This is a genomic window from Streptomyces acidiscabies (assembly GCF_020010905.1).
GTDB lineage: Bacteria > Actinomycetota > Actinomycetes > Streptomycetales > Streptomycetaceae > Streptomyces > Streptomyces acidiscabies.
The window spans coordinates 919,976-932,590 of sequence record NZ_JAGJBY010000002.1 but is presented as its reverse complement, the minus strand read 5'-3'; the positions used below and the strand labels follow the sequence as shown (position 1 = coordinate 932,590).

Genomic DNA, 12,615 nt, shown 5'->3' with positions numbered 1-12,615 from the left:
GTCATGCGTCCATGGTCGCTTCGCGGACCTCGTCACGCACAGTGTCGGACGTACGGAATGCCGCATGACTTCTGTCATGCGGCACCCCGGTACGAATGTCCTCGCAGGTCAGCTCGGGTCGGTCTCGATGGTCACGGTGCGCTCCGCGGTCGTCTTGCCGACCAGGGCCTTGCGCAGGGCGTTGACCACGTCCTGCGGCAGGACGTCGCGCTTGCCGGTGGCCGTGGTGACCTTGACCCCGGCGAAGGTCGAGCCGTAGATCTCCTGGAGCGCTTCGAGGTTGTACGTGTCGACGAGCTTCCCGTCGACCGCCTTGAAGCTGATGATCTTGGGCAGGGACTTCGAGCCGAACTGGAGGCCCTTCCCGTTCGGCGCCTGGATGGTGACCCGCTCCGACATCGCCGGCTCGGCGAACTCCTTCATCATCCGGTCGACCTCGGCGTTGGAGACCGTCGGCTGCTTGGTCGTCGTCGGGACGGTGACCGGGGCCGCGGCGCCGGTCTCGACCTGCTTGCGGTAGGCCTCCTCGACGGCGGGCAGCGCCTTGGCGGCGTCGATGCCCTGGCCGGGCTTGCCGTAGACGGCGACGGCCTTGCCGTCCTCGAACGTGATCGTGCCGTCCGAGGAGCCTGCCGAGCCGCCGGAGGCGCTCTCCAGGGCCGCCTGGAGCTTCTCCTCGTCGACCGGCATGTCGGGCTCGACGACCCGCTGCTGTCCGAAGAGCGCGCCGACCACGGAGACCGGGTTGTAGTCGCTCTTGGCGACGGAGTCGACGGTCGCCGGGATGTCGAACTGGAGGCCCGCCTGGTCGGGGTGGAGCGTGACCTGCTTGTCGCCGACCTTGAGCTGGAGCTTGGTGTTCAGCGCGCGCGTGCCGAAGGCGTCGTCGAGCTTCTGGACGGCCTGGTCGCGCGTGGAGCCGCCGATGTCGACGCCGAGGACGGTGGTGCCCTTGGGGACGTCGGAGTGGTTCAGCAGCAGGCCCGCGCCGTACACGCCCGCGCCCGCGACGACGACCAGGCCGGCGAGCAGGGGCAGCTTGCTGCGGCCCTTCTTCTGCTTCTTGCCCTTCGCGGGCGCCGTCTGCTTCGGCGGGGCGCTCTGGCCGGCCGGGGGGACGACCGGGATGCCGCTGGTCAGCGTCTGCCCGGAGGGTCCCTCGGGGCCGGGGCCGCCGGGCCGGAAGCCGTTCGGACCCGGGTTCGGGACGAGCTTCTGCGGCGTCAGGATCGCCGTGTCGTCGCTCAGTCCGCCGCCGGGGAGCCGCCCGGTGCCGGGAGCGCCGGGCGTGGCCAGGCCGTTCATCAGGCCGGGGCCGCCGGGTCCGGGAGCCGTGCCGGGGGCGCCAAGTCCCGCCTGGGGGACGGCCGCACCGCCGGTCACCGGGCCCGCGGTGGGTCCCGTGGGCGCGTTCGGGTCCGGGTAACCGCCGTTCGGGGCGGAGAAGTTGTGCTGGTCGGAGAAGTCGTGCTGGGCCGTCGTGCTGCTCTCGGGCTCCGCGAAGTACGGCAGGTCGTCGCGGGTGGGCTCCGGCGCGCTCGCGCGCGGGGTGGTCGCCGCGAGGACCTCGGTCACGTCGAAGGAGCCGGTGCCGCCGCCGTGGCCGGGCGCGACGGGGCCGCCGGTGGCGCCGCCGGGCAGACCGGAACCGTTGGTGCCGCCGGGGCGCTTGCCGGGGGCGGACATCGAGCCGACCACGCCGCCGGGGCGGGCGCCGCCTATGGCGCCTCCCGCCGGTCGTGCACCCGCCGTACCGGGAGCGGTACCCGGGGCGGACGGCTGTCCGCCGTTCGTACCGGACGAAGCGCCGGGCATCCCCGCGCCGTTGGTCTTCGGGCCCGAGGATCGGCGCGGCGCGAACCAGTCGTTCTTCTCGGCGGCGGCCTCGGGCGCGGGCGCCTCGGTGGCCTGCGCGGGGACGGACGGCTGCGGCTCGGCGGCCGGCTCGTCGCCCTCTCCCTCGCCGACGGGCTTGCGCACGACGACCGGCGGAATGGGCCGGGATCCGGGGATGTTGATGCGGATCCGGGTCGTCACCGTGGTCTCGGTCTTGCGTTCCTCCGGCTGGGCAGCCGAACGGCCCGCGTCCGCACCGCCGTCGGACACCATCGGCGTCCCGTACGGCGGTGTACCCGACGGGTACGCGGCTCCCCCGCGCCCGTTGGTGGGCCCGGAGGACGGAGTGTCAGTTTCACGACTCAAGGCAGGCTTCTCCAGGTTGGCTCCGCCGCCCGCCACGACCTCACGGGCAGCTCGGCGGCGCGCACCACCATACTGGCCACTTCCGCCACCGATCCCACGAGCGCCGGGGAAACCCACACGGGATACGCACGCTCATGCCACGGCGAAGTGGTACGTCACTTCCCAAGTCGGGCGTCGGGGCCGATCGGTTGCCTCCCGGCGCCAAGGGTGGCGCAGATCACAGCCGTTGCCATGCCGCCGAGCAGGAAGAGGTACGAGCCGCCGCCCGCCGCGAACAGGAAGTCGCCCTCGGGACGCCCGGCCGTCAACAGCACGACGGCGATCATCCACCCGGCGGCGGGAGCGACGGCCCCCGCGCGCGTGCCGGTCGCCCGCGCGCCGCCGAGGAACAGTCCCGCGGCTCCGGCGAGCGCGAGCAGGAGCCCGCCGGGGAACCAGCCCGCCTGGACGAGGGAACCGGCGGCACCGGTCGCCGCGCCGAGCAGGAGGAGGCCGACGTAGGCCACGATCCGGGCCGCGGACGGGGGTTTGAGGGGCTGGGCGAGGTCGATCGACATTCAGGCCTCCAGCCCGGCGAAGAGGTCGGTCTCGCGGCCCTGAGCGCTCTCGCCACACTCCCCGCGCGCGAGTTGGTAGTACTCCGTCGTGAACAACGGCTGCGCGAGGTAGTTCGACAGGATGAAGTACCGCCCCTCGGGCTCCACTTCGAGCTGTGTCGCGTGCGCGCGCATGGCGGTCGCCTTTGCGTCCGCGTACGGTCCGCCGTCGATCGCCGTGGTGATCAGTTGGTCGTCGACGACTCCGGGGACGTCGGCGATCTCGCCCGCCTTGTCGAACGGCAGCGCCGGGAGGTCTTCTTCCAGCCGCGCGAACGCGTCCTCGGCGACCGCGCGCGGGACGCGGTTCCAGTAGACCTTCGCGACGGGTACGCCCTCGGCGTCGGCGAGTTCGGCCGCGCGCATGGCGACGCGGTGCGCCTGGATGTGGTCGGGGTGGCCGTAGCCGCCGTTCTCGTCGTACGTGACGAGCACCTGGGGCCGTACCTCGCGGATGACGTCGAGAAGCTGCCCTGCGGCCGTCTCGACGTCCGCCTGCCAGAAGCACGCGGGGTCGTCGTTGTCGGCGGTCCCCATCATCCCGGAGTCGCCGTAGCGCCCGGCCCCGCCGAGCAGGCGTACGTCGTCGACGCCGAGCGCGCGCATCGCGTCGGCCAGCTCCTGGCGGCGGTGCGCGCCGAGGGCCGCGCCGGACAGGTGGGCCAGTCCGGGCGGGATGACCTCGCCGCGCTCCCCCAGCGTGCAGGTGACCAGCGTCACCCGCGCGCCGTCGGCCGCGTACCGGGCCATGGTCGCGCCGTTGTTGATCGACTCGTCGTCCGGGTGCGCGTGCACCAGGAGGAGCCGGCGGGAGGGGAGATCCGTCATGGGGTCAGCCTACGAGGGACCGGAACGTGATCCCTCAGAGGCTCTCGAAACGGACAGGACTGATCAGCGCCGATCCGGGCAGGCGGACATCAGAGTCAGAACTTGAGGTCTCCGATCATGCTCGCCACGCTCGTCGTGAGATCGCTGATCGTCGGGGCGATCGTGGAAGACGCCAGATAGAAACCGAGCAGGATGCACACGACGGCGTGACCGCCCTTCAAGCCCGACTTCTTGACCAGCAAGAAGACGACGATCGCCAGCAGCACCACCGCCGATATCGAGAGTGCCACGGCGGCTCACCTCCAAGAACCCGGGTACCAGGGGAACAGAGCGGGAGAACGTGTAAATCCATACAACAGCCAGCAGGTTCATACCCACGCAGCGGTAGTGATCATAGCTACGGATATGCGCGCATCCTTCGGCGCACGGACGCGCAAGGGGGCGCGCGGCCAACATGCCTCGTAGGGTCGGGACATGACCATCGAGAGCGGTTCTCCCGCCGACTCCTTCCCCCGGCGGCACGCCCGTACCCAGCGGTTCACCCTCGGCGCGCCGCGTTCGTTCAGCGCCGCGCCGGGCGGAGAACGTGTCGCGTTCCTGCGCTCGCCCTCCGGTACGGACCGTGCGAACGCCCTGTGGGTCCTCGATCCGGCGGACGGCTCCGAGCGCCTCGCGGCCGATCCCGTCGCCCTTCTCGGGGGCGCCGGCGAGGACCTTCCGCCCGAGGAGCGCGCCCGCCGCGAACGCACCCGCGAGGGCGGCGCCGGCATCGTCGGATACGCCACCGACGCGGCCGTCGAGCTGGCCTCTTTCGCCTTGTCAGGGCGGCTTTTCACGGCCGATCTGCGGGCCTGTACGACACGCGCGCTGCCCGTCGCCGGACCGGTGATCGACCCCCGTCCGGCACCCGACGGGAGGCACGTCGCGTACGTCGCGGGCGGTGCCCTGCGGGTCGTCGGCGTGGAGGGCGACGGCGACCGCGCGCTCGCCGAACCCGAATCGGCGTCCGTCACCTACGGATTGGCCGAATTCATCGCCGCCGAGGAGATGGACCGGCACCGGGGGTTCTGGTGGTCGCCCCAGGCGGACCGGCTGCTCGTGGCACGTGTGGACGACACGCCGGTGAAGCGCTGGTGGATCTCGGACCCGGCCCATCCGGAACGTGAGCCACGGCACATTCCGTACGCCCAGGCGGGCACCGAGAACGCGATCGTACGCCTGTTCGCGCTGGGCCTCGACGGGTCCCGCACGGAGGTCGTCTGGGACCGTGCGCGCTTCCCGTACCTGGCGCGTGTGCACTGGTCAGCGGCGGGTGCGCCGCTGCTGCTCGTACAAGCGCGCGACCAGCGCAGCCAGTTGTACCTGGCCGTCGACACCGACTCCGGGGCGACCCGGATGGTGCACGCGGACGAAGATCGGATTTGGCTGGATCTTTTCCCCGGCGTGCCCTGCTGGAGCCCTTCCGGACAGCTCGTCCGCATCGCCGACGAGGGCGGCGCGCGCGTGCTGGCTGTCGGGGAACGTCCGCTGACGGCGGCGCAGTTGCATGTGCGAGCGGTCCTGGACGTCTCCGGCGACGACGTGCTCGTGTCGGCCTCCGCCGGGGAGGAGGCGGCCGACCCCGAGACCGGCGAGGTGCACGTCTACCGCGTCAACGAGCTGGGCGTGGAGCGCCTTTCGCAGGAGCCCGGCGTCCACTCGGCGGTGCGCTCGGGGGACGTCACGGTCCTCGTGTCGGCGACCCTGGAGCGCCCCGGGTCCGTCGCGCGCGTCCTGCGGGACGGCAAGCCCGTCGCGACCGTCACCTCGTACGCCGAAGATCCCGGTCTGTCCCCGCGCGTTCGGCTCACCCAGGGGGGCGCACGCCGGATTCCGTGCGCCGTGCTCATGCCCCGGGACCATGACGGTGTCACTCCCCTGCCGGTGCTCCTCGACCCGTACGGCGGTCCGCACGGCCAGCGCGTCGTCTCCGCGCACAACCCCCACCTCACCTCGCAGTGGTTCGCCGACCAGGGGTTCGCGGTCGTCGTCGCCGACGGGCGCGGGACGCCGGGGCGGTCGCCGGCCTGGGAGAAGGCCGTCCGCGACGAGCTCGCCGCCGTCGTCCTGGAGGACCAGGTCGACGCCCTCCACGCGCTCGCCGGGGAGTTCCCGCTCGACCTGGGCCGGGTCGCGATCCGGGGCTGGTCCTTCGGCGGCTACCTGGCCGCGCTCGCCGTCCTGCGCCGACCCGACGTCTTCCACGCGGCCGTCGTCGGGGCGCCCGTCACCGATCTGCGCCTGTACGACACCCACTACCAGGAGCGCTACCTCGGCCACCCCGCCGAGCAGCCCGACGTCTACCGGCGCAACTCCCTCGTGGACGACGCCGGGTTGGTCGACGCGGCTCCCGCCCACCGGCCGATGCTGATCATCCACGGCCTCGCGGACGACAACGTGGTCGTCGCACACTCCCTGCGCCTGTCGTCGGCCCTCCTCGCCGACGGCCGCCCGCACGAGGTGCTGCCGCTGTCGGGGGTCACGCACATGACGCCCCAGGAGGAGGTCGCGGAGAACCTGCTGCGGCTCCAACTGGACTTCCTGCGGCGGTCGCTGGGGTTGTCCCAGGGCTGAGGCGGGTACGGCAACGGGCCGGGAGACATGGCGCTCCCGGCCCGTTTACGGCACCCGCACGGCCGTACGCTGTTCAGCTTGGAGCGTCCGTATATCGGAACCGGGTCGGGAAAGTTGCCTGCGCGTTAACGCGTTTGCTGTGCGTTTGGGTTGATTTCAGGGCGCATTTCCTTGATCGTCTTCCGGTGGAACCACTTGCTTCTCCTCCGCGAAGTGGCACGCCGAGTCGTGTGCAGCCGGGCCTCTGACGTCCCTGAACTCCGCCGGGATCGCCAGCAGCGGGACCTCCAGTGCGCATCTCTCCTGCGCCTTCCAGCAGCGTGTGCGGAAGCGGCATCCCGACGGGACGTTCGTGGGGGACGGCACGTCGCCGGAGAGGATGATCCGCTCCCTGTGCTCCCTCGCCGCCGGGTCCGGGACCGGGACCGCCGACAGCAGCGCCTGCGTGTACGGGTGCGTGGGGTGGTCGTAGATCTCCGCGTCCCTGCCGATCTCCACGATCCTGCCGAGGTACATCACGCCGACCCGGTCCGAGATGTGCCGGACGATCGACAGGTCGTGCGCGATGAACACGTACGACAGGTCGAACTCGCTCTGGAGGCGCTCCAGCAGGTTGATCACCTGTGCCTGTACGGAGACGTCCAGCGCCGAGACCGGTTCGTCCGCGACGATCACCTCCGGGCGCAGCGCCAGGCCCCTCGCGATGCCGATGCGCTGGCGCTGTCCGCCGGAGAACTGGTGCGGGTAGCGGTTGATGTACTCCGGGTTCAGGCCGACCACGTCCAGGAGGTCCTGGACCCGTCTGCGCCGGTCGCCCTTCGGCGCCACCTCGGGGTGGATCTCGTACGGTTCGCCGATGATGTCGCCGACGGTCATGCGGGGGTTGAGCGACGTGTACGGGTCCTGGAACACCATCTGGATGTTCCGGCGCACCGACTTGAGCGCCTTGCCGGAGAGCTTGGTGATGTCCTCGCCCTTGTACTTGATCGCTCCTTCGGTGGGGCGCTCAAGATTGACCAGCATCTTGGCAACAGTTGATTTGCCGCAGCCCGATTCCCCTACGATCCCGAGGGTCTCTCCACTGTTGACGGCGAAATCAACACCATCAACCGCTTTGACCGCACCGACCTGTTTTCTGAACAGGATGCCTTGAGTCAACGGGTAATGCTTGACCAGTCCAGTGACTTCGAGGATCGGCTCAACTGTTGAATCAACCATTGAGGCACTCCCTCCAGAAGTGGCAGGCGCTGGTGCGGTGTTCGCCGGCGTCGTGCAGGGGCGGTACATCCGTCCGGCAGACGTCTTGAGCCATCGGGCAGCGCGGGTTGAACGCGCAACCCGTAGGGATGTTCATCAAGTTGGGCGGCAATCCCTTGATCGCGTACAGCTCCTGGCCCTTCTGATCAAGACGGGGGATGGAATCGAGCAGTCCGCGTGTATAGGGGTGAGCCGGTGCTTTGTAGATGTCGTGCACCGGTGCCTGCTCGACGATCCGGCCCGCGTACATGACGGCGATCCGGTCGGCGACGTCCGCGACGACCCCCAGGTCGTGGGTGATCAGGATCAGGCCCATGTTGAACTCGCGCTGCAACTCCGCGAGCAGGTCCATGACCTGGGCCTGGACGGTGACGTCGAGGGCGGTGGTGGGTTCGTCGGCGATGATCAGGGCGGGTTCGAGGGCCATCGCCATGGCGATCATGATGCGTTGACGCATGCCGCCGGAGAACTGGTGGGGGTACTGCCGTACACGCTCCTTGGCACCGGGAATCCGTACCCGGTCCATGAGTTCGACGGCCTTGGCGCGGGCGTCTTTCCGGGACATTCCCCGGTGCACCTCGAACATCTCCCCCAGCTGATCCCCCACGGTCAGCACAGGGTTGAGCGAAGACAGCGCGTCTTGAAAAATCATCGCCATCTGCGCGCCCCGGATCTTCCGCCGCTCCTCCTCCTTGAGCTTCAGCAGATCCTGCCCCTGGAACAGGATCTCGCCCCCACCGATCCGTCCCGGCGGCACATCGAGAATCCCCATGATCGCCTGAGCGGTCACGGACTTCCCCGACCCCGACTCCCCCAGCACGGCCAGCGTCTCCCCGGCTTCCACCCCGTAGGACACCCCGTTGACCGCCTTGGCGACCCCGTCCCGCGTACGGAACTCCACATGCAGATCACGCACTTCGAGCAACATGACGCCGCTTCACCTCAGCTTCGGACGGAGACGGACAGAACAGGGACGAGGGGGGTGGGACCGGGAGGGGGAGGAACGGAGCGCGGGACACCGAGGCCCGGAACCGCAGACCGAGCAGGCGAAACGGCCACCGGAAGCGGACGGGGTACGAAGCTCGCGCGGGCCCGCGCAACACGCCACCCCCGACACACGGCACCGCCGAACGCGGACGACACCAGCGGCGTACACAGCCCCCGCGCACCGACCCCGAGGCAAGCGCACGGCATGCGGCGCCACTGGACTCTCGGCGCGCCGGCCTCGTACATACCGTCCCGCCCGCCCCCGGCGTCACCCACCCGCCCCCGCCCCACGCGCCCCGCGACCGCGAGCCCCGTAGAACCGTCCGAACCCGCACGCCGACCCCGGAGCCGCACCGCACAGCGCCCCCGAACCCGGCCCGCGCCGACGGGGTACGTACCGCCACGCCCAGCCCAGGCACCCCGCCCGCCACCAACGCGAACCCCCGCCGCCCGTGGCTGCCGGACGCAGGTCGCGCCGTCCTGGTACGCATCGCCCGGCCCGGACCCAGCCCCCCACCCGCCCCCGGAACGGACCGGCAACTCCCGGCACCGTCGGACGCGATCCGCACCCGCCCACCTCACCGCCCCTCACCTCAGCTTCGGATCAAGGGCGTCCCGCACCGCGTCGCCCAGCATGATGAACGCCAGGACCGTGATCGCGAGGGCGCCGGAGGGCCACAAGAGGGCGTGGGGGGCGTTGCGGACGTAGGGGGAAGCGGCCGAGATGTCGATGCCCCACGACACGCTCGGGGGTTTCAGGCCGACGCCGAGGTACGAGAGCGTCGCCTCCAGCGCGATGTACGTGCCCAGCGCGATCGTCGCCACCACGATCACCGGGGCGACCGCGTTGGGGGCGATGTGGCGCAGCAGCATGCGGGAGTTGGAGGCGCCGAGGGCCCGCGCCGCCTGGACGTAGTCGTTCTGCTTCGCCGTGATCACCGAACCCCGGGCGATGCGGGAGATCTGCGGCCAGCCGAGCAGCACCATGAAGCCGATGACCGGCCAGATCGTGTTGCTCGTGACGACGGACAGCAGGACCAGCCCGCCGAGGACCACCGGAATCGCGAAGAAGATGTCGGTGATCCGGGACAGGACGGAGTCCCAGATGCCGCCGAAGAACCCGGCGAGACCGCCGAGGACGCTGCCGAAGACGGCGACGCCGAGAGTGGCGAGGACGCCGACGGCGACGGACGTGCGCGCGCCGTACACCGTACGCGTGTAGACGTCGCACCCCTGCCCGTCGTACCCGAAGGGATGGCCGCCGGAGGAGCCCTGCTGGGCCTTGCCGAGGTCGCACTTGAGCGGGGACCCCGACGCGATGGCCGACGGCCACAGGGAGACGAAGACCAGGAAGAGGATGACGAGCGCGGAGAGGATGAAGACGGGGTTGCGGCGCAGGTCGCGCCACGCGTCGGACCACAGGGAACGGGGTTTCTCGGCAGGCCCCTGAGGGCCGCCCTCCAGGCTGGCGCCCTCGCTCACCGCGAGGTCCATCGCCGCGCCCATCCCGGTCCCGGCGATCACCCCCTCGGGTTCCTGGGGTTCAGGCATAGCGGATCCTCGGGTCGAGTACGGCGTACAGGAGGTCGACGAGCAGGTTCGCCACCAGGAAGACGAGCACCAGCACGGTCACGAAACCGACGACCGTCTGCGTGTTCTGGCGAAGGATCCCCTGGTAGAGCTGGTATCCGACGCCATGGATGTTGAAGATCCGCTCGGTGACGATCGCCCCTCCCATGAGCGCCCCGACGTCCGTGCCGATGAACGTGACGACGGGGATGAGGGAGTTGCGCAGCAGGTGCCGGACGACGACCCGCCGCCGTGGCAGCCCCTTGGCGATGGCCGTACGGACGTAGTCGGCGCGCCGGTTCTCGGCGATGGAGGTCCGGGTGAGCCGGGTGACGTACGCCAGTGAGACGGACGCCAACACCAGCCCGGGGACGAAGAGTTCGCCGAACTGCGCGTCCGTGGAGACGGACGGTTTGATCCACCCCCACTCGACGCCGAGCAGCAGTTGGAGCAGCAGACCGGTGACGAAGGTGGGGACGGAGATGACGACGAGGGTGACGAGGAGTACGGCCGTGTCGATCGGCTTGCCGCGCCGCAGCCCCGTGACGACGCCGAGCGCGATGCCCGCGACGATCTCGATGAGGATGGCGACGATCGTCAGGCGGATCGTGACGGGGAACGCCGTCGACATCAGCTCGGTGACCTTCTGGCCGTTGAACGCCGTACCGAAGTCTCCGGTGAAGACGTTCCCCATGTAGGTCAGGTACTGCTGCCAGACCGGCTTGTCGAGGCCGAACTCCTTCTTGAGCTGGGCCGCGGTCGCGGGGTCGCACTGCCGGTCGCCGCACAGGCCGGCGATGGGGTCGCCCATCACGTTGACCATGAGGAAGATCAGCAGCGTGGCGCCGACGAAGACGGGCACCATCTGGAGCAGGCGCCGGACGACGTAGCGTCCCATGACGGGTCAGCCGACCTTGATCTCGTTGTAGACCGGTACGGAGAACGGGTTGAGCTTGACGTTCGAGAGGCGGTCCGAGTAGCCGGCGCTGCCGTTCTGGTACCAGAGGGGGATGGCGCCCATGTTGTCGCGCAGGACCTCCTCCGCCTTCTGGAAGTCGCCGACGGCCTTGCCCGTGTCGGTCTCCGCGTTCGCCTGGTCGACGAGCTTGTCGAAGTCCTTGTTGGTCCACAGGCCGTCGTTGGAGGAGGCGTTGGTGTAGTACAGCGGCTGGAGGAAGTTCTGGATCAGCGGGTAGTCCATCTGCCAGCCGGCGCGGAAGGGACCGGACATCTTGTGCTGGGTGATCTGGCTGCGGAAGTCGGCGAAGGTGCCGATGGGGTTGCCGACGCACGCCTTGTCGTTGCCGAGCGCGTTGTTGATGGAGTTGCAGACGGCGTCGACCCACTGCTTGTGGGAGCCGGTGTCCGCGTTGTAGCTGATCTTGACCTGGCCGCCGGGCAGCCCGCCGGCCTCCTGGATCAGCTTCTTCGCCTCGGTGGGGTCGTACTTGCAGGCGTCGCCGCACAGGCCCGCCTTGTAGCCGCCGGTCTCGCCGAGCACCGGGGAGGTCCAGTCGGTGGCGGGCGTACGGGTCTTCTGGAAGATCGTGTCCGTGATCTGTTCACGGTTGATCGCCATCGACAGGCCCTGCCGGAGTTTCTCGCCTCCCGCCTTGTTCCAGTTCTTGTCGTAGAACGGGAACGCGAGGGTCTGGATGATCCCGGCGGGGGTGTTCAGGTAGCGGTCGCCGAGGTCGCTCTTGACGTTCTTCAGCTGGGCCGCGGGCACGTCGTCGACGAGGTCGAGGTTGCCGGCCATCAGGTCCGTGTACGCCGTGTTGTTGTCGGTGTAGACCTTGAGGGTGACGCCGCCGTTCTGGGCCTTGTCGGCGCCGGGGTAGGCGTCCCACTTCTTCAGGGCCATCTGGGAGCCCTTGGTGTACGAGTCGATCAGGTACGGCCCGTTGCCGACCGGCTTCTTCAGCCAGCCCGCGTGGTCGGTGAAGAACGCCTGCGGCAGCGGGACGAACGCGTTGTAGCCGAGCGTGTCCGGGAACGTCGAGAACTTCTGCGACAGCTTGATGGTGAAGGTCAGCGGGCCGGTGACCTTCAGTCCGGAGAGCGTGTCGGCGGTCTGCGCGCTGCCGTCCTCGGGGTGCGCCTTGGCGAAGCCGTCGATGTACGAGAAGAAGTACGCGTTCTTCTGGTTGTTCTTGAGGCTCGCCGCGTAGTTCCAGGCGTCCACGAAGGACTTCGCGGTCACCTTCTCGCCGTTGCTGAACGTCCACCCGTCCTTGACGGTGACCGTGAAGTTCTGCGAGTCCGTCGTCTCGATCTTGTCGGCCAGCATGTCGTTGGCCTTGCCGGTCTCGGGGTCGTACCGCTTGAGCCCCCGGAAGGTCATGTCGAGGACCTTCCCGCCCTGCACCTCGTTGGTGTTGGCGGGTTCCAGCGGGTTCTGCGGGTCGCCCCAGGACGCGGTCAGCACCCCGCCGCTGCCGCCGCTCCCGCCCCCGCCGCCGTTGTCGTCCCCGCCACATCCCGTCGCCACCAGGGCGACCGCCGCCGCCCCTACGACCCACTTGGCGTGCGTGGCTCCACGCATGGATGCCTCCCTCTGTGC

10 protein-coding genes are annotated in these 12,615 nt (G+C 69.8%); 1 reads left to right on the top strand and 9 read right to left on the bottom strand.

Annotated elements, in window-relative coordinates; genetic code table 11:
* Positions 1 to 108: 108 nt before the first annotated feature.
* The 4 genes from J8M50_RS31230 to J8M50_RS31215 all read right to left on the bottom strand — a co-directional run bounded on the left by J8M50_RS31230 (position 109) and on the right by J8M50_RS31215 (position 3,916).
* Positions 109 to 2,202, bottom strand: a complete 2,094-nt coding sequence (locus J8M50_RS31230) for a hypothetical protein (protein WP_029183389.1) — start codon at positions 2,200 to 2,202, stop codon at positions 109 to 111.
* 155 nt (positions 2,203 to 2,357) lie between these two features.
* Positions 2,358 to 2,759, bottom strand: a complete 402-nt coding sequence (locus J8M50_RS31225; RefSeq protein WP_010350547.1) for a DUF6113 family protein — start codon at positions 2,757 to 2,759, stop codon at positions 2,358 to 2,360.
* Positions 2,760 to 3,626 carry an N-acetyl-1-D-myo-inositol-2-amino-2-deoxy-alpha-D-glucopyranoside deacetylase gene (mshB, locus tag J8M50_RS31220; protein ID WP_010350548.1) on the bottom strand — a complete coding sequence of 289 codons (867 nt, stop codon included), beginning with the start codon at positions 3,624 to 3,626 and terminating at the stop codon, positions 2,760 to 2,762.
* Between the two features lie 95 nt (positions 3,627 to 3,721).
* Positions 3,722 to 3,916 (bottom strand): hypothetical protein, encoded by a 195-nt coding sequence (locus J8M50_RS31215; protein ID WP_010350549.1) that lies wholly within the window; start codon positions 3,914 to 3,916, stop codon positions 3,722 to 3,724.
* 184 nt (positions 3,917 to 4,100) lie between these two features.
* On the opposite strand from J8M50_RS31215, the gene J8M50_RS31210 reads away from it, so the two are divergent.
* Positions 4,101 to 6,239 (top strand): S9 family peptidase, encoded by a 2,139-nt coding sequence (locus J8M50_RS31210; protein ID WP_010350550.1) that lies wholly within the window; start codon positions 4,101 to 4,103, stop codon positions 6,237 to 6,239.
* Positions 6,240 to 6,395: 156 nt separating this feature from the next.
* Here J8M50_RS31210 and J8M50_RS31205 read toward each other — a convergent pair whose 3' ends face one another.
* From J8M50_RS31205 to J8M50_RS31185, 5 genes are all read right to left on the bottom strand, one after another.
* Positions 6,396 to 7,457 carry an ABC transporter ATP-binding protein gene (locus tag J8M50_RS31205; RefSeq protein ID WP_029183390.1) on the bottom strand — a complete coding sequence of 354 codons (1,062 nt, stop codon included), beginning with the start codon at positions 7,455 to 7,457 and terminating at the stop codon, positions 6,396 to 6,398.
* The gene (locus J8M50_RS31200; RefSeq protein ID WP_010350552.1) at positions 7,450 to 8,424 is read right to left on the bottom strand and encodes an ABC transporter ATP-binding protein; all 975 of its coding nucleotides are present in this window, start codon (positions 8,422 to 8,424) and stop codon (positions 7,450 to 7,452) included. Before J8M50_RS31200 ends, J8M50_RS31205 begins: the two co-directional genes overlap by 8 nt.
* A 647-nt stretch (positions 8,425 to 9,071) precedes the next feature.
* The gene (locus J8M50_RS31195) at positions 9,072 to 10,034 is read right to left on the bottom strand and encodes an ABC transporter permease (RefSeq protein WP_010350553.1); all 963 of its coding nucleotides are present in this window, start codon (positions 10,032 to 10,034) and stop codon (positions 9,072 to 9,074) included.
* Entirely contained in the window at positions 10,027 to 10,950 is a 924-nt protein-coding gene (locus tag J8M50_RS31190; protein ID WP_010350554.1) for an ABC transporter permease, read from the bottom strand. Before J8M50_RS31190 ends, J8M50_RS31195 begins: the two co-directional genes overlap by 8 nt.
* A 6-nt stretch (positions 10,951 to 10,956) precedes the next feature.
* Positions 10,957 to 12,597 carry a peptide ABC transporter substrate-binding protein gene (locus J8M50_RS31185; RefSeq protein ID WP_010350555.1) on the bottom strand — a complete coding sequence of 547 codons (1,641 nt, stop codon included), beginning with the start codon at positions 12,595 to 12,597 and terminating at the stop codon, positions 10,957 to 10,959.
* Positions 12,598 to 12,615 lie beyond the last annotated feature (18 nt).